This is a genomic window from Prevotella melaninogenica (assembly GCF_013267595.1).
GTDB lineage: Bacteria > Bacteroidota > Bacteroidia > Bacteroidales > Bacteroidaceae > Prevotella > Prevotella melaninogenica_D.
Window position 1 is genome coordinate 694,909 of sequence record NZ_CP054011.1, and the last position, 23,451, is coordinate 718,359.

Below are 23,451 nucleotides of genomic sequence, written 5' to 3' on the forward strand. Positions count from 1 at the left end.
TACAATATAATACGATTTAAATCTTCTTCAGCAAAGCAGCCAAACCTTCAAGCTGTTCCTGCCACATAGTAATCTTACTATTCACCTTGTCAAGATCAACACCCTGATTCAGTTCTGGTGAATCACGTTGCTGCTGCAACAAACTGATATACTGATTTACAAGTGCCATCTTAGCCTTGACTGTCTTCTTCTTTGGATAGCCACGCTTCTCAACCTCACGCTGGTACTGCTCAGATATTGCATTGATCTGACGACCACACTCTTCATACTGGCTCAACCATTGCTGGTAAGCTGCGCTATTCTGCTTGTTTTCAAACTGTGTAATGTTTGCAGATTCACCTATCTGCTCATATGAGCTTTGTGCCATACCCATCATTGGAAGGGCTAACAAAGCAATAACCAATAATTTCTTAACTCTCATAATTGTGTTCTTTTAAAATCAAATATCGCTTACAAATATAAAGTAAATATCAGAAAGAACCAAAGTTTTTTTTGTAATTTTGCATCTTGCGATTAATCCTTTAAATCTCTTTTAAGAGTATGTAAGGATAAATGTAGAATAAAGTTGAAAAATATGAATAAATATATTGAGGTAAAAGGAGCTAAGGTTAACAACCTAAAAAATATAGATGTAAGAATCCCTCAAGGTAAGTTTGTTGCCATTACTGGCGTATCAGGTTCGGGCAAGTCATCGCTTGCTTTCGACACACTCTACGCTGAAGGACAACGCCGATATGTGGAAAGTCTTTCTGCTTATGCCCGTCAGTTCTTAGGCAGAATGTCTAAACCTGAGGTCGACTTCATCAAAGGACTCCCCCCTGCTATCGCCATTGAGCAAAAGGTTATTTCACGTAATCCACGCTCAACGGTGGGTACTTCTACCGAAATATACGAATATCTCCGTCTTCTCTATGCCCGCATTGGTAGGACATTCAGCCCTATCTCTGGCGAAGAAGTGAAGCATCACTCTGTTGAAGACGTCATTGAGAAAGTCATGTCCTACTCAGAAGGGACCAAGTTCTGTATCCTTGCCCCACTCCACATTGTTGAAGGACGAAGCGTACAGAACCAACTTGAGATGGAGATGCAGGAAGGTTATGCACGTATCTATGTAGATAACGACTTTATCCGTATAGAAGATTGGCTTGAACAAAACCCTGCTGATGATGACAATAAAAGCACGGCAAAGGACAAAGCAAAGAATATCTATCTCGTTATTGACCGTTTATCAGTTGACAACTCCAAAGATACACTGACCCGACTCACTGACTCATGCGAGACCGCTTTTTATGAGGGCGACGGCAACATGCAGTTAATGATTCTGCCAGCCAAGCTTACTTACGATTTCTCTACACGCTTTGAAGCAGACGGCATACGCTTTGAAGAACCGAACGATAATATGTTTTCGTTCAATTCTCCCCTCGGTGCCTGTCCTACTTGTGAGGGTTTTGGTCGTGTCATCGGAATCGATGAGAAGTTAGTCATCCCTGACTCCTCTCTTTCTGTCTATGATGGTTGCGTACAATGTTGGCATGGTGAGAAGATGGCAACATGGAAAGATGAGTTCTGCAGACGTGCAGCAAAAGACAACTTCCCTATCTTTAAACCTTATTTCGAACTAACTAAAGCAGAGAAGGAAAGTCTTTGGGAGGGTCTACCAAGCGAAAGAAAGAAAGATATTCACGACCGTATCTGTATTGACACCTTCTTCCAAATGGTGAAAGAGAACCAATACAAGATTCAATACCGTGTCATGCTCAGCCGCTATCGTGGTAAGACTGTTTGTCCAGACTGCCATGGCACGAAGCTAAAGAAGGAAGCTACATGGGTGAAGATTGGAGGTATGGCTATCACCGAGCTCGTTGATATGCCAATCATCAACCTTAAACAATGGTTTGACAATCTAAAATTAACAGAGCATGAAAAGGAAGTCAGTAAGCGACTGATGACCGAGATAACAAGTCGTTTGCAGTTCCTTTTAGACGTAGGATTGGGCTACCTCACCCTTAACCGCCAATCTAACTCATTGAGTGGTGGTGAGAGTCAACGCATCAATCTCACAACTTCCCTTGGTTCTTCCCTCGTTGGCTCACTCTATATACTTGACGAACCTTCCATTGGTTTGCATAGTCGTGACACCGACCGTCTCATTCATGTACTGAAGGAACTTCAAGCATTAGGTAACACCGTGGTTGTCGTGGAACATGATGAGGAAATTATGCGTGCTGCTGATTACTTGATTGACGTTGGACCAGACGCAGGTAGACTTGGTGGAGAGATTGTATTCGAAGGTAAAGTATCTGATATCAAGCGAATAGAGGGAGATATTAAAGAAAAAAAGAATGCTCAATCACAGCAATTATTAGAGCAGTACCCTCGTTCATATACCATTAAATACCTCACAGGAACGGAAGTTATCGAAACACCTACAAGTCGTCGACCATGGAATATGGCGATAGAATTGAAGGGAGCACGCATGAATAATCTTAAGGGTGTTGACGTAAAGTTCCCTCTGAATGTCTTTACTGTAGTGACAGGAGTCAGTGGTAGCGGAAAGTCTTCCCTTGTGAAAGGTATACTCTACCCTGCCCTCAAACGCCATTTGGATGAGGTTGCCGACACACCAGGTGAATATTCTTCTCTTGGAGGTGACTGGAAGCAGATTAAACACGTTGAGTTTGTAGATCAGAACCCTATCGGTAAGAGTACACGCTCTAACCCTGCCACTTACGTAAAGGCATACGATGAAATAAGAAAGCTATTTGCAGACCAGCAGTTATCAAAGCAGATGGGCTTTACACCACAGTATTTCTCATTCAACACTGAGGGGGGACGCTGCGAAGAATGTAAGGGTGCAGGTGTCATTACAGTGGAGATGCAGTTTATGGCAGACCTTGTCTTAGAGTGCGAGGAGTGTCACGGACAACGCTTTAAGCGTGAGATTCTTGACGTACAGTTCCAAGGTAAGAATATCAACGACGTCTTGAACATGACTGTGTCTGAGGCTATCCAATTCTTCAGTGAGCACAAACGCAAAGCGATTGTCAACCGATTGAAGCCTTTAGAGGATGTTGGATTAGGCTACATCAAACTCGGACAAAGTTCTTCTACCCTCTCTGGTGGTGAGAACCAGCGTGTGAAACTTGCCTACTTCATTGGACAAGAACAGCAAGAGCCAACACTCTTCATCTTTGATGAGCCAACAACAGGTCTACACTTCCATGATATCGATCGTCTACTGCATGCTTTCAATGCGCTCATCGAACGTGGACATACGATATTAGTCATCGAACATAACCTTGATGTCATCAAGTGTGCTGACCATGTCATCGACCTTGGTCCTGATGGAGGTGATAAGGGTGGAAACCTCGTAATAGCTGCTACACCAGAAGAGGTGGCTCGCTGCAAGGAGAGTTTGACAGGTAAATATTTAGCTGAAAAGCTAAAGTAGATGAACTTCTATAACTTAGCGTAGCAAGCCCCTAATCAAATAAGCACTATGTGTTTAGGACTGTGTAGCCCTTTTTTGATAATAAATTACACACCTTCTAATAGATGGATTACAAGGCATTTAGTGCTTAGCACCATTAGTGCGAACGCTCCGCACAACATGTGCGGGGCGTTCGCACATTATGTTTTAGGCAACAATACGTTGATAAAAGGATAAAAAGAAGAAAGGATTATCACCCTTATAATAAGATAGCAAGACGCTAATCGACTCACTCATACGATAGAGATATTGGTCATTCAAATATGATTACATGATAAAAGGCTGAACACTTTATTTGAGTCCAGCCTTTTATTATATCATAAAATCTGATTCCGTGAATGGCTACTTTTATGCAACCTTCTCCAAACGCTTCATCATCAAGAACATGAAGCCAGCAGAGAGAAGACAAAGTACAATAAAGACAGACCATACAATTGTCAGAGGTATGTCATTCCATAAGAAACCACCGACACTAACAAGCAGGTTACCGATAGCTGTAGCAACAAACCATCCACCCATCATTGTACCCTTATACTTTGGAGGAGCAACCTTACTAACGAAGCTGATACCCATAGGACTAAGCAACAACTCACCAAAAGTAAGAATGAGATAGGTACCAATCAACCAGTTACCAGAAGCAAAAGGAACAGTCTCGCCTGCAGCCTTTGCTGCAGTCTGCTCGTTAGGAGTAAGCAAACCACGTGATGCCAAAACCATAAGCAAGTAAGCACTACCTGCGATAATCATACCGTAAGCAATCTTACGAGGCGCAGTTGGTTCCTTACCTTTAGCTGCTAAAGCACCAAAGATTGCCATACTGACAGGAGTCAAAGCTACTACATAGAATGGGTTAAACTGCTGGAAAATAGGAGCACTAACATCAACAGGACCACCAATATTATGATACTTATAAACCAATACTCCTACGGCTGCAAGGAATACAACAGTAGAAATCAGCTTAGCCTTAGAAGTTTTACTCTGGAAGAATGACATTAGACTGTAAATCATGAAGATAATCATCACAAGGTTGATTACATCAAATGCCATTGTTTGCACACCCTCTGACTTTGGACTAACAAACTCATCGGCGAAGAAAGTCAGTGTAAGACCATTCTGGTGGAACGACATCCAGAAGAAGATAACGACAGCAAAAACAAGACAAAGAGCAACAATACGCTCCTTAGTTTGCTGTGGAGTAAGTTCTTCCTCAGTACCAGCCGTGTCAGTTTTCTTGCTCTTACCTGCGCCAGCCTCAACATGTCTGAATGTGCTGCGGAAAGCATAATAAATCATCATAGAAACGATCAAAGAAACACAAGCAACTGCAAAAGAGAAGTGGTAAGCATCATTACCAGAATAGCCAAGCGAATGCTCAGCCCATTCCTTAATTCTCACAGCTGCTGTAGGAGCAAAGAGTGCACCAATGTTGATTGCCATGTAGAAGATAGAGAAACCTGAATCGCGCTTTGCTGACAGTTCTGGTGCATCATAAAGATTACCCACCATCACCTGTAGGTTACCCTTGAACAAGCCTGTTCCAAGACTAACAAGTAGCAAAGCACCAAACATTGCTGCATAGCCCATTACTCCTCCACCCAATGGGATAGACAAGAATAGATAGCCCGCAAACATGACGATAATACCAATAGTCACCATCTTTCCATAGCCAAACTTATCGGCCATGATACCACCGACCAATGGCAAGAAATAAACTAAGGCAAGGAAAACACCATAAATCACGCCAGCTGTATTACCAGATAACCCGAAATTGGCTCTTAAAAATAAAGAGAAAACAGCTATCATGGTATAATAGCCGAAACGCTCACCAGTATTGGCTAATGCCAATGCGTACAGTGCTTTAGGTTGGTTCTCAAACATAATGATAAAATTATAGGTTAATTATTACTTTGTTTTTACAATGTCAAAAAGGTATGTAGCCTTAACTACGATATTACCATAGTTAGACTTGCCAAAATAGTCTTTCTTTGAACTTCCATAAATATTGCCCAATCCATAGTAGTAACGGGCTTCAAGTAGGAAATGACCTACATGTCGGTTGCTATACTCTAAACCTAAGCCAGCTGCAATACCGTAGTCTAACTTCTTTTCTACTGGCATTGACTCCTGTGCTGTTACCGCATTGCTTCGCCCTGTACCATCATTGGCAAGGTTAGGAGTATCATAATTCTTAGAAGTTGACTCTCCCAAATAGAGTCCTAACTGTGGTCCTGCTTGGAAGAAGAAGTTAAAACCATTCTGTTCACGCCCCCATGCAAGGTGTGCGAAGACCGGAATCTGAATATAGTTAACAGTGCGTGAATACGCTTCAGCATCCCCATTAGAGTTGATAACAGGCTGATCAGTACCCGTCAGTATCTTCTCTTTCCATCCGATTGAGGCATAGTTCACCTCACCATAGATAGAACAAATAGTATTAAAGTACTTCTCGCACACATAACGCACACTCAATCCTCCAGTTACTCCACCATGCATAGATTGTCTTACACTCGGAGTGAAGCCCACATTAGAGAGTACGTAACCACCATTTACACCAATAGCAAAGTCGTTACGATGGTCTCCTATCTGCGCTGCAGCAGTCAACGGCAGCGCAAGTAGGACAACAACTAATAATCTTGAGATTCTATTCTTCATTTTTGAATAAGGTTCTCTACAACTGTTTAATAGACAAGATTCTCCATTGTCTGGTCTGTCTTGAAGTGAACCAGCTGGAAGTTATCATTGATATATCCGCCCTGTCCTACACGAACAAAGTCATAACGTGTCTGCAATGGACGATACTTAACCTCAGCAGCAGTACCCTTAAAGTTCTTTCCATTAGCCTTTAAGCCACGTACAAAGAACTGTGCTTGATCATAGCCAGTAATTGCCATACGTGGAATATACTGTCTTGACATAGGCTCACCATACTGCTCTGTGTACTTTGCTTCGAGCTCCTTTGTCTTATCCGCTGCCTTATTATAATAATAGGTAGATGGTATATAAGTGTTATACTTGAAGTATTGGTCAAGATAATAATCCTGATAAACAAACCACTGGTTATAACCATAAAGGCTAATCGCAATACCAGGGCGCGCTTTCTTCAACTGAGCCAGTTTATTAAACACCTCATTTAACTGTGGACTTTTCTCTGAATTAAGAATCACAACATTTGGACGAGTAGCATCAAAATGCTTTGAAAAGTCTGCATTCGATGACTTTAAACTTGTGAGATTATACTTGATTTTCTGTAAATCAAGCTGCTTTCTCAAGCTTGTTGTGAACTCACCCACCTGACTTGTCTCGTCCTTACAATTAATAAAGATTGGATGATGTGACTTCTGGAAACGCTCTAAGAAAGCTGCTATCGCCTTGTTTGTCAACGAAGCCTCTGTCTGATATACTTGGAAAATATTAGAATTTGTTTCAACATCATTGCCTGTTATAGAAAAAGGAATAACAAGTTTAATATCGTACGCACGGCAGAAGTCCGCCAATGGTTTTACCTGTTCTGAATAAAGAGGGCCAAAAATAACATCTAACTTTGAAGCATTTGGCTCAAGCAAGGTATTACGAATATCAGCACCCTTAGGTACATTCCAAGCGTGAACCTCTGTTGTAATTCCCTCACTCTTCAATTGATTAAGAGCCAACAAGATACCACGATAGTATTCAACCATACGTTTTCCATCTCCATCTTGATTGTGCAAAGGAAGCATAACACCAACTCGGATAGCATTAACAGCCTTTACTGGAGCCTGAGCAACAGTAGACTTTGCAGCAGCTTTCTTGTCCGTCTTACCTTTCACAGAACCATCTGGAAGGAAATCGCCCTCCTTTGAATATGGGACAAAGATTAAATCACCTTTCTTCAGTTCATAACCAGCCTGCTTCATTGCAGGATTAGCATCAAGAAGTTGTGGAATAGTAACACCATATTCTTTAGCAATACCAAAGATAGTTTCCTTACGTTTCACCTTATGTTGATCACGCCATTGAACACTTTGAGCCAACACGCTATAACTAAAAGTCATAGCCAAAAATAGCATAAGATATTTTAAATAATTTCTCATAAACATACTTTTGTTTTCAATCAGTAACAAATTACAACTGCAAATATACAAAAGAAATCTGTAATCAAAAGATGTAGAATGATAAAAAACACAAAAACGCTTACACCATTTCATTTATTATTACCAAATAAAGCATTCTTGTCTGAGTTTCCAATAATCTCTTAGCAGATATTATTTTACGACATCAATCACCCTTTCCTACCATTTTCTTTCATGATACTGATGCTCAACACCAGTGGTGCGAAGCATCAACACCAATGGTGCTAAGGCTAAGCACCAATGGTGCGGACTATTAAACACCTTACAAAATATTGTTAGAACTAAGCCACTTCGTTGTTAGAAAAAGAGTTAGAACACCCCACCCGAACATGACAGAATTGATATAAGCCTTCCTTTCTCAAAGAGAATACAATATTGTCAGTTCTTAAGAAGTGCCATAGCAAGAGAATATGCTATTTGAGTTTAGCAGATAGAAATACATATTATTATCCTATTCAGGCAGATAGATTTACTTGTTTGTATGGGAAAAATTGTGTAAATTTGCACGATTATACATTTTTCAAGGTAACATCAAACGAACTATTGGAATGAAACAATATAAATTTAGACTATTGGGGATGATGGTGTCTATGCTTTTCTCTTCTATAGCATGGGCACAAGATTGCCAACCCTCAGGTAAATATACCGATGCAAATGGTGAAACCAATACAATTGCCGCAGGTGACACTTATGTTGGTTCAGCTCCTTTGACGATTGAGTTCTCAGCCAATCCACCTACAACAAAGGACGCAGCAACCCATTACGAATGGCATTTCTTCAATCAACAGAATCCTCGCTCGGCTTTTCTTATCCGTTATGATGAGAATACCGAATACACCTTTACAGAGGCAGGAACAACGAGAGTAGTGCTTTATGAAATCCTGAATGGTGACACCACACGCTACAACGCTATTAGTTTCTCCATCAGTGAGAGTAGCCTACAGATGCCTAATGCTTTCTCACCCAATGGAGATGGTATCAATGATATCTATCGTGCAAAGCCTGGATATAAGAGTATTGTAGAGTTTAAAGCTATCATCTTTAACCGTTGGGGACAAAAGATATACGAATGGAACGACCCTGCTGGTGGCTGGGATGGTAAGTATAAAGGCAAAGATGTTGCCCAAGGGACTTACTTTGTCAATGTAACCGCCAAAGGAGCTGACGGCAAAGAGTTCCACATTCGACGAGATGTTAACCTCCTCAGAGGTTACACACAGTCGACGAGGTGATGTTGGATGGGTGATAGGTGGTGAGTGATGGGTGGTGATGAATAGTATTTTTCATCGGTGGTTATCATTAAAGAAATCATCAACATGGTGCTAATCCTCAACACCCATCAACACCCAACAATTCATCAACACCCAACATTCAACACCCATCACCCAACATTTAACACCCAACAACCCCATGAATGAGAAAATAGAAGTCTTCGGAGCCAGAGTACATAATCTGAAGAATGTAGACATAACCATCCCTCGTAACTCACTTACCGTCTTCACTGGACTATCTGGTTCAGGAAAGAGTTCGCTTGCATTCGATACTATCTTCGCCGAAGGTCAGCGTCGATACATTGAAACTTTCTCTGCTTACGCACGCAACTTCCTTGGAAACATGGAGCGTCCAGACGTAGATAAGATTACAGGACTATCCCCTGTCATCTCCATTGAACAGAAAACAACAAATAAAAACCCTCGCTCTACCGTTGGTACAACTACAGAGATATATGACTACCTCCGCCTTCTCTTTGCACGTGCAGGTGAGGCATACTCTTATATGAGCGGTGAAAAGATGGTGAAATACACTGAGGAAAAAGTGGTGGACATGATTATGTCTGATTATCAAGACCGCAAGATATATATTCTCTCGCCACTTGTTCGCAACCGTAAAGGTCATTATCGTGAGCTCTTTGAGCAGATGCGACGCAAGGGATACTTGTATATTCGTGTCGATGGAGAGATACAAGAGCTAACACGTGGTATGAAGGTTGATCGCTACAAGAACCATAATATCGAGGTTGTTATCGACAAGATGAAACTCGGTGGTACGGAGAATAACACGCTACGTGAGCGTTTGGCAAAGACCGTTTCAACGGCAATGAAGCAGGGAGAAGGCTTGATAATGATTCTTGATAACGAACGAGACGAAGCCAAGTACTTCTCTAAACGACTGATGGACCCTGTTACGGGCATCGCTTATAAAGACCCTGCACCAAACATCTTCTCATTCAACTCACCCGAAGGAGCCTGTCCACAGTGTAAAGGTTTGGGTGTGATTGATGAGATTGACTTGAAGAAAGTGATTCCTGATGACAAACAAGACATTTATAGTGGTGCAATAGTTCCTTTAGGGAAATACAAGAACCAGATGATTTTCTGGCAGATAGACGCTCTCTTAAAGAAGCATAATTGCGACCTTAAGACTCCAGTCAAGGATATACCAAAGGAAGCTATGGACGAGGTTTTGTATGGTTCTTTGGAAAAGTTGAAGATTGCTAAAGAGCTTGTACACACCACCTCCGATTACTTTGTGTCCTTTGATGGTATCATTAAGTATCTCCGTACGGTTATGGAGAACGATGATTCCTCAGCTGGAAAGAAGTGGGCTGACCAGTTCATAGCCGAAGCACAATGTCCAGAATGTCATGGTCATCGTTTAAATCGTGAGGCTCTATCCTATAAGATATGGGGTAAAAACATTGCTGACCTTGCTGAAATGGATATCAACGAGTTGAAAGACTGGGTTGATCATGTTGAGGAACACATGAGCGAGAAGCAGCGTACTATCGCCGTTGAAATCATAAAGGAGATTCGTAAACGTATAAACTTTCTACTCGATGTGGGCCTTGATTACCTTGCATTAAACCGTCAAAGTGCTACGCTTTCTGGTGGTGAGAGTCAACGTATTCGCCTTGCAACACAGATTGGTTCACAACTTGTTAACGTGCTCTACATTCTCGATGAGCCTTCTATTGGTCTTCATCAACGTGATAACGAGCGTCTCATAAACTCTCTGAAAGAGTTACGTGACATGGGAAATACGGTTATCGTTGTTGAACACGACGAAGACATGATGCGTGCTGCGGACTGGATTGTAGACATCGGACCAAAAGCTGGACGCAAAGGTGGTGAGGTTGTCTTCCAAGGGAAGCCTGCAGACATGCTCAAGACACACACACTCACAGCACAATACCTGAATGGTGAACGTGCCATTGAACTTCCTAAGGAGCGCAGAGAAGGAAATGGAAAGACCATACAACTCACAGGTTGTAAGGGTAATAACCTAAAAGACGTGAACGTTACCTTCCCACTTGGCGAACTAATTGTCGTCACTGGTGTGTCTGGTTCAGGAAAGAGTACACTCATCAATGAGACTTTACAGCCTATACTTTCACAACACTTCTATCGCTCTCTGAAACGTCCTATGCCTTACGGAAAGATTGAAGGCATTGACAACATTGATAAAGTGGTGAACGTTGACCAAAGTCCTATTGGTCGTACTCCACGCAGTAACCCTGCAACTTATACAGGCGTGTTCTCTGATATCCGCCAACTCTTCGTCAATCTTCCCGAAGCTAAGATTCGTGGTTATAAGCCTGGACGATTCTCTTTCAATGTAAAGGGGGGACGCTGTGAGACCTGTGGCGGTAATGGTTACAAAACCATCGAAATGAACTTCCTGCCTGATGTGATGGTACCTTGTGAGGTTTGCCACGGCAAACGCTATAACCGTGAAACCCTTGAAGTACGCTTCAAAGGTAAGTCTATTGCTGATGTGCTCGACATGACTGTCAACATGGCGGTAGAGTTCTTTGAGAACGTACCACAAATCCTGCCGAAGATCAAGGCATTACAGGATGTTGGCTTGGGCTATATCAAGCTTGGACAAAGTTCCACCACCCTCTCTGGTGGTGAGAGTCAGCGTGTCAAACTTGCAACCGAACTTGCAAAACGTGACACTGGTAAGACACTTTACATCCTTGATGAGCCTACTACAGGTCTTCACTTTGAAGATATACGTATCTTAATGGACGTATTACAGAAACTTGTTGACCGTGGCAACACCGTTATCATCATCGAACACAACCTCGATGTCATCAAACTTGCAGACTACATCATTGACATGGGACCAGAAGGTGGTCGTGGTGGCGGTCGCATGTTGAGCTGTGGTACACCAGAGGTTGTGGCAAAAAACAAAGAGAGCTACACTTCTCGCTTCCTTGCTAAAGTACTAAAGTAAGACATATTCTATAGGCAATAAAGAAAGAGTTTTCAATTCTTTTCTTTGGATAATTGATAAATTAGTCCTAATTTTGCCAAAGGACAGTAGTAAAGGACAGCTATACAACGGTACAGACTGGTCCTCCTTACTTTACAATCCATTAAGAAATTAACACATTGTCTATATCACCTAAAATTATGGATAAGAAAGAATACTTACGTTCATGGGCTGAAACCTACAAGAACGACCTAACAAACAACATTATGCCTTTCTGGTTGAACCATGGTTGGGACAAGGAGAATGGCGGTATATACACCTGCTTGGATCGTGATGGATCATTGATGGACACGACCAAGTCGGTGTGGTTTCAAGGACGATGGGCCTTCATCTGCGCTTTTGCATACAATAATGTAGAGAAGAATCAGGAATGGCTTGAGGCATCAAAGTCTGCCATTGACTTCATTGAGAAGCATTGCTTTGACGAGGATGGACACATGTATTTTGAGGTAACAGCAGAGGGTAAACCACTGCGTAAGCGTCGCTATGTTTTCTCAGAGACTTTCGCTGCAATAGCTTTTGCCGAATATTCTTTGGCTACAGGTGATAAGCATTATGCAGAAAGAGCGTTGCAGGTATTCCACGATGCACAGCGTTTCCTCTCTACCCCGGGCTTCCTTCCAGCTAAATATGAGGCAGGTGTAGAGATGCAGAGCCACTCTATCATTATGATTCTCATCAACGTTGGCTCACGTCTGCGTGCAGTGATTGACGACCCAACACTAACCCAGCAGATTGACGAGTCTATCTCGTTGCTCCGTCGCTACTTCATGCACCCAGAGTTTAAGGCATTACTTGAAACAGTCGGCCCAAAGGGAGAGTTCATTGATACTAATGCAACACGTACTATCAACCCTGGTCATTGTATTGAAACTGCATGGTTTATCATGGAGGAAGCTAAGTTGCGCAACTGGGATAAAGACTTACTCGACACCGCCCTCACTATCTTCGATTGGTCATGGGACTGGGGATGGGACAAGCAATATGGCGGTATCATCAACTTCAGAGACTGCCGTAACCTCCCACCACAGGACTACTCACAGGATATGAAGTTCTGGTGGCCACAGTGCGAGACAATCATTGCCTCCCTCTATGCTTACCTTGGAACAGGCGATGAGGAGTATCTCTATCGTCATCAGCGTATTAGCGAGTGGACATACGCTCACTTCCCTGACCAAGACTATCCTGAGTGGTACGGTTACCTACATCGTGACGGAACCGTTGCACAGCCTGCAAAGGGTAATATCTTCAAGGGTCCGTTCCACGTTCCACGTATGATGATTAAGGGCTATATGCTCTGTCAGGAGATATTGAAGACTATGGAATAGTCTGATATACCAAAAGATAAAATAAAAACTCCCATAACATTACCAGCAATGGCTTGTTATGGGAGTTTTTTATAATACTCATTATGACCTTTTTAGTCCATTGTCTACTGACGTATTAACGCCCAGCACACATCGTGCGGATGCTTAGCACCATATGTGCTAACGGCTAACACCAATGGTGCGGAGTACTTAATACCTAACAATAGGCTATTAAAATGAGTATTGTTTGTGGTTAGAGGAGAGCTTTCTGCCCTAAAATGGAAAGCCTTAGATAGTATTAAGAATACCCTCACAACCGTCTTCTATTAAATCAAGAGCTAAGTTAAAATCTTCAGCATCACCATAATAAGGATCAGGAACACAAGTAGCAGAAGGATGTTGAGTAAAGAAATCTGCCATTCGTACAACCTTTTCTCGTGCCGCTTCATTAGGTGCCTGAGACGTAATATTACGATAATTATCCTCGTCCATTACGACAATCTTATCGAATAGTTCAAAGTCTTTACGCGCATCGAATTGACGAGCACGGTGGTCAACACTATATCCACGCTGTCTACCATGTTCACGCATGCGCTTATCAGGTAACTGTCCAACGTGCCAATTACCAATTCCCGCAGAATCAATCATATATCGGTCTGCACAGCCTCGTTCCTCAACAAGATGTTGCATCACAGCATGCGCAGCCGGAGAGCGACAAATATTACCTAAGCAAATAAAAAGGATATTTATTTTATTACTGTCGTTCAATTGGTTATACATATATGTTTCTTTTTTAGTTTACATTACAGTTTACTCATTCTATACCAAAATCTTATTCCAAGATTCTCATACTACAAAGGTATTAAATATGGTGTTTTATCTATTATTCAATTATCTTTTTGATAGTAAATACTATCAAGCATTGCTGCCATATACTGACAAATTTCTTTTTCAGAATGAGATTTTGGACAGCTATCTTTATACCATACAGAAGTTTGTATTCGAGAAACGATTTCATCCCAATAAGAATCCATTGATAACGATGATTGAGAAATGGCAAATTCATTGCATAGTAACTTCCTATTACGGCTATTGATACATACAAATAAGTCAGGGCGTTTCATTGCAAGAAGGCGTGAAGCAAGTGCCACAGGTTCTTTAAATTCTTTCTTCCATATAGAACAATACTTCTTATACTGTTCAGCTGTAACCTCACCTTCTAAGGGTATAACATCAATAGCCTCAACAAGTTTTGTATTGTTATCAATGATAGCCTTCGTAAATATACCATTGCCAAAACAAGTACCAAAGAATCCCCAGTCTACATCTTCCATACCAGGTAGCTCACGTTGAATGCCCGCAACACATTTCCTTTCGTTATCTGGGAAATCCTTAAACGAACTATACTTGTTAAAAAACTCATGCGCTTTCTTCAGAATTTGACATCGAACTTCTACGCCATCTTTATCTTTCATCACCCTCCTAACATACTCTTCCCAACTAAGCGAATCTATGATTGCACCATACTTGGTAAGAGGAAACTTGTATTTGTCATAAAGATGCTCTTTCTTCTGTTTTTTAAATTTTGCTTTATACTTTTTAAAATCATCTGAGGTAAGCCGAGCTGATTGTTCCCAAACATTGTTGATATAGTCAGTACATTGCTTATAAAAGTCATTTTGTTTGTCTTCGCTGTTTATAAGAACGCATGCTTCCATGTTTAATCCAAATCCTCCCCCTGTGAAGTTTGAACTACCAATTATTAAACTCCAATCAGAAGAATTATTGTAGAAGAAGTAAAATTTAGGATGAAAAGTATGTGAACGTAATTCAAGGAAATGAACATTCTCATTAGACTTGAACCTGTTTATGAATTTTGGAGTTGTACGTGTGAAATTCAATCCGACAATCATCTTTTCTATCTTACTTTCATTCTGACATAGTACATCATACATGGAGCATTGGTCAGTTGCCCATGCTACAGCTATACAAACATGCTTAAATGAACAAATTAGTTTATTGAAATGCGCATTCAATGATGTTTCATTGGTTATTAATTCCATAAGATTCAATTTTAAAGAATAGTTAAAAACTTATTTTACCTCACTTACTCCAAACAATTCCTTTATCTCGTTTAGATGTTTTAAAGCTACTTCCCTACCCTGATAATAGGTAGTTTGCATCATTGCTGGGTCGTGTGAGAAATGTCCTATTGTTAGTTTTGCTTTAGGACGAAGCACTAAGGTATTAGGCTTCTTTTCTTCTTCACGAACGTATGCTAACTGCTCATTATACATGATATGGCGTTGCTCCAAAGCTTTTACGACACGGGGATGACGATGCAACCACATACGCATAAGAGGCATCAGTGAGTTTGGCTCTTTCACAAAGTCCTCTGGTTGAGTAAGAACAACCAAATTACGCTCATAGCCTTGCTCCTGAAAGAAGCGGAGAGGGATAGAATCAGCAATGCCACCATCCAAAAGTTTCTTACCTTCTACCGTCACAATACGAGCTGCAATAGGCATAGATGCAGAGGCACGAATATACTCTAAACAATTATTATCAACCTCCATCAGTCGCTTGTATTCAGCCTTGCCAGTCCCAACGTTTGTACATACAGCCCAAAACTCCATTGGATTCTCACGGAAGGTATCAACATCGAAGTAATCAATATGTCGAGGCATATAATGGTAAGCATATTCACCACCATAGTAATCACCTGTTGTTAAGAGTGAACGCAAAGAAGCATAACGCCAGTCGTTTGCCAACTTTTGATTGTATCTGAGCACTCGTCCTGCCTGCTTTGACTTCATATTACAACCAAAAGCCGCACCCGCTGAAACGCCAATAACGCCATCAGGCCATATGTTATTTTCCATCAGAACATCCATTACACCAGCAGAAAACAATCCACGCATGGCTCCTCCTTCTAATACAAGTCCTTTCTTCATAATGTTTTATCCTTTAAATACTGCCTTTTTATAATGTTATATTCTGATAATTAGAGATATAAACAATGCTATTGTAGTAAAAAAAAGGTTACAATAAAGGTAACACCTTACTTTTGTTTTCTCTTTGCCAATGCAGCAATAGCATCAAAACTGTAAACGAGTGTGCCACTGGTAAAAGTCGTTGTTTCAATCTTAAAAGAACGATATTTCCTAAGACATTCAACAAATGCTTCTGGAGTCTGAACGAAGGCAGAGTCAGTCTGCTTACTGATACCAGGCTTATAACTGAATCGTCCAATCTCCTCTCCATACGCATAGACACGAACATAGTTGGTTGTATCATAACTGTTACCCGCAAACTGTTCGCCATCACCAAGAATCATACATGCTTCAACACCTACACGTCCAAGATAACGTACACGAATGTTCATACGATTAGAAGGCGTTATCTGCGACTTCTTGTTTGGAGCACTCTGCATATTGGCTACTGCAGAATCGTTGAGATAGGTCCATGAAGAAACATACGTCCCATCGCCTGACAAATTACTATCAAGATCGACAGCCAACATAGTGTCGACCTGTGTTGTATCATAATGTCCTACTCCTCGCGAAGAACAGCCAGAGCAAGACATAAAAGCTACTGCAGAGATAGCCACAAAGACTAAGGGCAGTAACTTCATTGAATGTTGTTTCATCTTTAAGAAGCTAAAGGGGTTAAGGGAGTTAGAAGGAGTTTAGACATTATTTCCTAATCCTTGCTTTGGAAGTCAAGGGAGTTTAGTGAAAGGTATCAACCCCAACAATGATAATTGTTAACTAAACTCCTTCTAACTCCCTTAACTCCTTTAACCCCAGAAGACTATTAATATTCTCCCCATGCCTTAATATCAATGTCATCCAAGCTGACATTGCAGAAGGCAGAGATAAATGCACTTGCCAATCGGCTATTTGTAATCAATGGTACATTGAGGTCGATTGCTGCACGACGAACCTTATAACCATTGGTTAACTCACGCGGAGTAAGGTCCTTTGGCATGTTCACAACCATGTCTATCTTCTTCTCGTGTAAGAGATCGAGTGCCTGTGGATGTTGTCCTTCATCTGAAGGCATATACACACATGTATTCTCAATTCCGTTCTCTGCGAGATACTTTGACGTACCGACTGTTGCATAAAGTTCATAACCATGCTGCTTCAACATCTTTGCAGCATCAAGCATTTCAGCCTTCTGCTTTGCACCACCTGTTGACAACAAGATTGTCTTCTTTGGTATTCTAAGACCTACAGACAGCATAGACTTTAACAAAGCTGTAGAGGTATCATCACCCAAACAACCAACCTCACCTGTAGAACTCATATCAACACCCAATACTGGGTCAGCCTTCTGTAAGCGGTTGAAAGAGAACTGAGACGCCTTAATACCTACGTAATCAAGGTCGAAGAGATTCTTATTAGGCTTCTCAACAGGTGCTCCGAGCATAATCTTAGTAGCCAAGTCGATGAAGTTGAGCTTCAACACCTTACTAACGAATGGGAATGAACGGCTCGCACGGAGGTTACACTCAATAACGAGAATATCGTTATCACGTGCCATAAACTGAATGTTGAATGGTCCGTTGATGTGCAATTTCTTCGCAATCTGACGACTGATACGCTTAATACGGCGCATAGTTTCAACATAAAGTTTCTGAGGTGGGAACTGAATTGTAGCATCACCAGAGTGAACACCAGCAAACTCAATATGCTCAGAGATAGCGTATGCCAAAATCTCACCATCCTGTGCAACCGCATCCATCTCAATCTCCTTTGCATGTTCAATGAACTTACTTACCACAACAGGGTGGTCTTCGCTGACGTTGGCAGCCAACTGAAGGAAGCGAGTGAGCTCATCTCTATTAGAACAGATGTTCATTGCTGCACCAGAAAGTACGTAAGATGGACGTACAAGTACTGGGAAGCCAACACGGTCAACGAACTTATCAATATCGTCCATACTTGTCAATGCACTCCATTCTGGCTGATTGATACCATTCTCTGTGAGCATTGACGAGAACTTAGCACGGTCCTCAGCGTTATCAATATCCTTTGCTGATGTTCCAAGAATAGGCACATTCTCCTCATCAAGATACATCGCAAGGTTATTTGGAATCTGACCACCTGTTGATACAATCACACCATGTGGGTTCTCTGCATCAATGATATCCATAACACGTTCGAAGGTCAACTCATCGAAATAGAGACGATCACACATGTCATAATCCGTTGACACTGTCTCTGGATTATAGTTAATCATGATAGAACGATAACCCTGGCGACGAATTGTTTTCAATGCCTGAACACCACACCAGTCGAACTCTACAGAACTACCAATGCGGTAAGCACCTGAACCAAGTACGATAACCGAGTTGCGGTCATTAGGGAACGTAATATCAGAAGCTACACCAGCGTATGTAACATAGAGATAATTGGTCTGTGCAGGATATTCTGCAGCGAGCGTATCAATCTGCTTAACAACAGGAAGAATACCAAAGCTCTTACGTAAACGACGAACGATTCTCATAGCTTCGTGCATCTTCTTGCACTCTTCTTCCAGTCCAACAGCACGTGCGATTTGGAAGTCTGTAAAGCCATAAACCTTTGCAGTACGCAGAAGTTCCTTATCAAGTGTGTTGATATTCTTAGTCTTCAGTTCCTCATCAATATCTATAATATGCTTGAGTTTATTAAGGAACCAACGGTCTATCTTGGTTAGTTCGTGAATTTGGTCAACCGTATAGCCCTTGTGCATCGCCTTAGAAATAAGGAACACACGCTTGTCGGTAGGTTCACGCAACGCTGCATCAAGATCATCTATCTGCAATTCTTTGTTCTCAACAAAGCCATGCATGCCCTGTCCTATCATACGAAGACCCTTCTGAATGGCTTCCTCAAAGTTACGACCAATAGCCATTACCTCACCAACAGACTTCATACTTGAGCCTAACTCCCTATCCACACCACGGAACTTACTAAGGTCCCAACGTGGAATCTTGCAGACTACATAGTCAAGTGCTGGTTCAAAGAAAGCTGAAGTAGTCTTTGTAACAGAGTTCTTCAACTCAAAGAGTCCATATCCCATACCCAACTTAGCAGCAACGAAAGCAAGAGGATAACCAGTTGCCTTGCTGGCAAGAGCTGAAGAACGAGACAAACGAGCATTTACCTCAATAACTCGATAGTCTTCACTCTCTGGGTCGAAAGCATACTGAACATTACATTCACCAACAATACCAATATGACGTACTATCTTTATAGACAGTGCACGGAGCTTATGATACTCGCTGTTAGAAAGGGTCTGAGATGGTGCAATAACGATAGACTCACCTGTGTGAATACCCAGTGGGTCGAAGTTCTCCATGTTACAAACTGTGATACAGTTGTCATAACGGTCACGAACAACCTCGTACTCTATCTCTTTCCAACCCTTCAAACTCTTCTCTACCAAAACCTGGGGAGAGAATGAGAAAGCCTTCTCACAGAGTGTATTCAACTCATCCTCATTACCAGCAAAACCACTACCAAGACCACCTAATGCGTATGCAGCACGAACAATAACAGGATAACCGAGGTTCTTTGCAGCCACACGTGCCTGCTGAATATCCTCACATGCCTCACTCTTGATTGTCTTTACATCAATCTCGTCGAGTCGTTCTACGAAGAGTTCACGGTCTTCAGTATCCATAATTGCCTTAACAGGGGTACCTAAAACCTTTACATTATACTTCTTCAGAACACCTGTCTTATCCAACTCAACACCACAGTTTAGTGCTGTCTGGCCACCAAAAGACAGGAGAATTCCATCAGGACGTTCCTTCTCAATAACACGCTCAACAAAGTAAGGTTGAACTGGAAGGAAGTAGATTTGGTCTGCTACACCCTCAGATGTCTGTACGGTAGCAATGTTTGGGTTTATCAAAACCGTAGAAACACCCTCCTCGCGTAATGCCTTCAACGCCTGTGAACCAGAGTAATCAAACTCTCCTGCCTCACCAATCTTCAATGCGCCTGAACCAAGTATCAGGACTTTCTTTATTGACTCGTCTTTCATTATTTCAGTGTTTCTACAAATTTATCAAACATAAAGTAAGTATCAACCGGACCAGAGCAAGCCTCTGGGTGGAACTGTGAGGTAAACCAAGGATTCTCCTTATGGCGGATACCCTCATTACTTCCGTCATTCATGTTAACGAAGAGTTCCTGCCAATCCTTGTCTAATGTTGAAGCATCAACCGCATAACCATGATTCTGTGAGGTGATATAACACTTATCAGTACCTACCATACGAACAGGTTGATTATGTCCACGATGACCATATTTCAACTTATAAATCTTTGCTCCTGCAGCCTTTGAAAGCAACTGATTACCCATACAAATACCACAGATAGGTTTCTTACTCATGCTCATCTGCTTACGGATAATCTCAACTGCATCATTACACATATCAGGGTCACCCGGACCATTACCAAGGAAGAGACCATCATATTCCATACCTGTGTAATCATAGTTCCAAGGCACACGAATAACCTCAACTCCTCTGGTAATCAATGAACGGATAATATTGGCTTTCACACCGCAGTCAACAAGGACAACCTTCTTACCAGCGCCCTCGTTGTAGTGGATAATCTCTTTTGTTGAAACGCGATCAACAAAGTTTACTCCCTCGTAATCAGCCTCTGGGATATTATTAGGTTCATCATCAAAGAGAATCTTACCCATCATCACACCGTGCTCACGTAGAACCTTAGTAAGTTCACGTGTATCAATACCAGTAATACCTGGTACGTGTTCACGCTTCAGCCAGTCAGCCAAACTCTCCACAGCATTCCAATGTGAATGCTCTTCTGTATAGTCAGACACTATCAAGGCTGAGACATAGATTTTATCACTCTCCATGAAGGTTGGGATACCACTTTCCTCAATAGTAAAAGGTGGTACACCATAGTTACCTACCAATGGGAAGGTCATTGTTAGTAGCTGACCCGCATATGAAGGGTCAGTCAAGCTCTCTGGATAGCCCATCATCGCAGTGTTGAAGACCACCTCACCAGCTACTGGGGCATCGTATCCAAACGACTTTCCATGGAATTTTGTTCCGTCACTTAAGACTAAAGTTACGTTCCTCATTGCTTATAGTATTGTTGGATTGAAATTTCTTTTCATGAAAAGAATTATTTTTTATCGTGAAAAGAAATCTTTCTTTTCATGAAAATAATTCTTTTTTTTCATGATGATAATTTACAGACAAGCGGTTATTACGCTTTTACTGTATTTAGATGTTCACGCTCATAATAGCTTACGAAGGCCTCATTGACCAATCGCATACCACCTGGAGTTGGATAGTTTCCTGTAAAATACCAATCACCTGGATGATTAGGTATTGCATTATGTAACCCCTCCACACTCTGGAACACGAGTTCTACAGGTGTTGTCATGCCTTCTGGGCGCAGCATTTCAACTATCTTCTTATTAATCTCATCTACCGTAAAAGGCTTATAAACTGCACGTACAGCATTTGAAATGGTCTCTCCCTTAGGCTTTGCCAATTCTTTCTTACAATTCTCATAGACCTCACGAAGTAAGTCTTCCATACCACGTTCACGTATCAGTTCAATTACTGCACGGAAGACACAGAACTCTTCTGGATGTGGCATATCAATACCATAGTAATCCGGGAATCGAATCTGTGGCGCACTGGAGACAACAACAATCTTTTTAGGATGCAAGCGATCGAGAATACGAAGGATACTCTCCTTCAATGTTGTTCCACGAACGATAGAGTCATCAATAATGACAAGATTATCCTCATAAGGTTTAATACACTCGTATGTTACGTCATAAACATGAGATGCAAGGTCATTACGCGAGTTTCCTTCAGTGATAAAGGTACGCAACTTAATATCCTTCCATGCCACTTTCTCAGAGCGTACATCCTGATGTATAATGCGATAAACCTCCTCTGAAGAAGCATTAGAACCTAAAGCTGCGATCTGCTCAACCTTCTTCTTGTCAATCTGCTCCTTAAAGCCGTGAACAAGACCATAGAACGCAACCTCCGCAGTATTAGGGATATACGAGAGAACTGTATGCTCTGTATCATAGTCAACAGCCTTTAATACAGGCTCTGTCAACTGACGTCCCAATGTCTCACGTTCCTTATAAATATCACGATCTGAACCACGTGAGAAGTAAATACGCTCGAAAGAACAAGCTGCATTCTGCTTTGGTTCAAGTATTTGCTGTAGTGAACATTCACCACGCTTATTAACAATCAGTGCCTGACCAGGTTTCAACTCTTGGATATCATCACACTCAAGGTCGAATGTTGTCTGCAGAACAGGACGCTCACTTGCCAAAACAACAATCTCATCATTCTTATAATAGAAAGCTGGGCGAATCGACCATGGGTCACGAATAGAGAACATCTCGCCCGAACCTGTCAGTCCACAGATAACGTAGCCACCATCAAAGTGCTGCATCGTTGTCTTGAGAACATTACTCATCTGTACGTTCTCTTCAATATAGTTGGTGATAGCACGCTTCTCCAAACCTAACTTCTGCGCATCCACAAAGTTACGTTCAACCTCACGATCAAGTCTGTGTCCCATCAATTCCAAAAGAATGTTCGTATCACTATAGATACGTGGACACTGTCCCTGTTCAGTCAAAATCTCAAAGACATCTCCAATATTAGTCATATTAAAGTTACCACACATACAGAGATTCTTTGCTTTCCAGTTGTTGCGACGCAAGAAAGGATGAACATAAGAAAGGCCACTCTTGCCGGTAGTAGAGTACCGAAGGTGGCCCATATAAAGGTCTCCCGCAAAGGGGAGATTAGTTTTAGCAAAAGAAACATCAGACAACTGCTCCTGTGAAAGGTTCTTATAATGCTTATGAACATTAGCAAAGATCTCAGCGACAGCATTCTTACCCTCTGCACGCTCACGGAACATATATTCATTACCTGGCTCAGAATCCAGTTTTACAGAAGCCATACCAGCTCCCTCTTGACCACGGTTATGCTGTTTCTCCATCATCAGATAGAGTTTGTTCAGTGCATACATCCAGGTGCCATACTTCTCCTGATAATACTCAAGCGGCTTCAGCAATCGAATCATTGCAACACCGCAGTCTTCATGAATGTTCTTTTCCATTGATAAGGTTTTCTGTCTTTCTTTTACTTTTAAAATCGTATATCTATCTTCATATCTCCCTTAATAAAAAGGAAGATGAATATAAACTTCACTTTATTAGGAGTAACACAGTCTGCGCAT

At 41.6% G+C, this 23,451-nt stretch carries 15 protein-coding genes; 4 read left to right on the forward strand and 11 right to left on the reverse strand.

Annotated elements, in window-relative coordinates:
• Positions 1 to 16: 16 nt before the first annotated feature.
• The gene (locus tag FIU21_RS08115; protein WP_004361211.1) at positions 17 to 421 is read right to left on the reverse strand and encodes a hypothetical protein; all 405 of its coding nucleotides are present in this window, start codon (positions 419 to 421) and stop codon (positions 17 to 19) included.
• 153 nt (positions 422 to 574) lie between these two features.
• Here FIU21_RS08115 and uvrA (FIU21_RS08120) point away from each other — a divergent pair, with 153 nt between their 5' ends.
• Complete coding sequence (uvrA, locus tag FIU21_RS08120; RefSeq protein WP_172891358.1) at positions 575 to 3,451, forward strand: excinuclease ABC subunit UvrA; 2,877 nt, start codon at positions 575 to 577, stop codon at positions 3,449 to 3,451.
• 387 nt (positions 3,452 to 3,838) lie between these two features.
• Here uvrA (FIU21_RS08120) and FIU21_RS08125 read toward each other — a convergent pair whose 3' ends face one another.
• The 3 genes from FIU21_RS08125 to FIU21_RS08135 are packed head-to-tail and all read right to left on the reverse strand — an operon-like array spanning position 3,839 to position 7,560.
• Positions 3,839 to 5,368 (reverse strand): peptide MFS transporter, encoded by a 1,530-nt coding sequence (locus FIU21_RS08125; RefSeq protein ID WP_004361213.1) that lies wholly within the window; start codon positions 5,366 to 5,368, stop codon positions 3,839 to 3,841.
• Positions 5,369 to 5,392: 24 nt separating this feature from the next.
• On the reverse strand, positions 5,393 to 6,142 hold the full coding sequence (locus FIU21_RS08130) for a porin family protein (RefSeq protein WP_036886785.1): 750 nt from the start codon (positions 6,140 to 6,142) through the stop codon (positions 5,393 to 5,395).
• A gap of 26 nt (positions 6,143 to 6,168) precedes the next feature.
• On the reverse strand, positions 6,169 to 7,560 hold the full coding sequence (locus FIU21_RS08135; protein WP_036886816.1) for an amino acid ABC transporter substrate-binding protein: 1,392 nt from the start codon (positions 7,558 to 7,560) through the stop codon (positions 6,169 to 6,171).
• Between the two features lie 587 nt (positions 7,561 to 8,147).
• Between FIU21_RS08135 and FIU21_RS08140 the strand changes: the two genes are divergently transcribed.
• From FIU21_RS08140 to FIU21_RS08150, 3 genes are all read left to right on the forward strand, one after another.
• Positions 8,148 to 8,831: a T9SS type B sorting domain-containing protein gene (locus FIU21_RS08140; protein ID WP_004361216.1), complete on the forward strand. Its 684-nt coding sequence runs from the start codon at positions 8,148 to 8,150 to the stop codon at positions 8,829 to 8,831.
• Positions 8,832 to 9,009: 178 nt separating this feature from the next.
• Complete coding sequence (gene uvrA, locus FIU21_RS08145; RefSeq protein ID WP_004361218.1) at positions 9,010 to 11,838, forward strand: excinuclease ABC subunit UvrA; 2,829 nt, start codon at positions 9,010 to 9,012, stop codon at positions 11,836 to 11,838.
• A 179-nt stretch (positions 11,839 to 12,017) separates the two neighbouring features.
• Complete coding sequence (locus FIU21_RS08150; protein WP_004361219.1) at positions 12,018 to 13,205, forward strand: AGE family epimerase/isomerase; 1,188 nt, start codon at positions 12,018 to 12,020, stop codon at positions 13,203 to 13,205.
• Between the two features lie 267 nt (positions 13,206 to 13,472).
• Here the strand turns inward: FIU21_RS08150 and FIU21_RS08155 are convergent, their stop codons facing one another.
• The 7 genes from FIU21_RS08155 to FIU21_RS08185 form a co-directional block, all read right to left on the reverse strand.
• The gene (locus FIU21_RS08155; RefSeq protein ID WP_036886788.1) at positions 13,473 to 13,964 is read right to left on the reverse strand and encodes a low molecular weight protein-tyrosine-phosphatase; all 492 of its coding nucleotides are present in this window, start codon (positions 13,962 to 13,964) and stop codon (positions 13,473 to 13,475) included.
• A 107-nt stretch (positions 13,965 to 14,071) separates the two neighbouring features.
• Positions 14,072 to 15,247, reverse strand: a complete 1,176-nt coding sequence (locus FIU21_RS08160; RefSeq protein ID WP_004361221.1) for a phospholipase D family protein — start codon at positions 15,245 to 15,247, stop codon at positions 14,072 to 14,074.
• Positions 15,248 to 15,277: 30 nt separating this feature from the next.
• Positions 15,278 to 16,138 (reverse strand): patatin-like phospholipase family protein, encoded by an 861-nt coding sequence (locus FIU21_RS08165; RefSeq protein WP_004361222.1) that lies wholly within the window; start codon positions 16,136 to 16,138, stop codon positions 15,278 to 15,280.
• 107 nt (positions 16,139 to 16,245) lie between these two features.
• On the reverse strand, positions 16,246 to 16,833 hold the full coding sequence (locus FIU21_RS08170; protein WP_004361223.1) for a hypothetical protein: 588 nt from the start codon (positions 16,831 to 16,833) through the stop codon (positions 16,246 to 16,248).
• Between the two features lie 167 nt (positions 16,834 to 17,000).
• Positions 17,001 to 20,225 (reverse strand): carbamoyl-phosphate synthase (glutamine-hydrolyzing) large subunit, encoded by a 3,225-nt coding sequence (carB, locus tag FIU21_RS08175; protein WP_004361224.1) that lies wholly within the window; start codon positions 20,223 to 20,225, stop codon positions 17,001 to 17,003.
• On the reverse strand, positions 20,225 to 21,301 hold the full coding sequence (carA, locus tag FIU21_RS08180) for a glutamine-hydrolyzing carbamoyl-phosphate synthase small subunit (RefSeq protein WP_172891359.1): 1,077 nt from the start codon (positions 21,299 to 21,301) through the stop codon (positions 20,225 to 20,227). The genes carB and carA overlap by 1 nt, the downstream gene beginning before the upstream one ends.
• A gap of 128 nt (positions 21,302 to 21,429) precedes the next feature.
• Complete coding sequence (locus FIU21_RS08185; RefSeq protein WP_004361226.1) at positions 21,430 to 23,331, reverse strand: amidophosphoribosyltransferase; 1,902 nt, start codon at positions 23,329 to 23,331, stop codon at positions 21,430 to 21,432.
• Positions 23,332 to 23,451 lie beyond the last annotated feature (120 nt).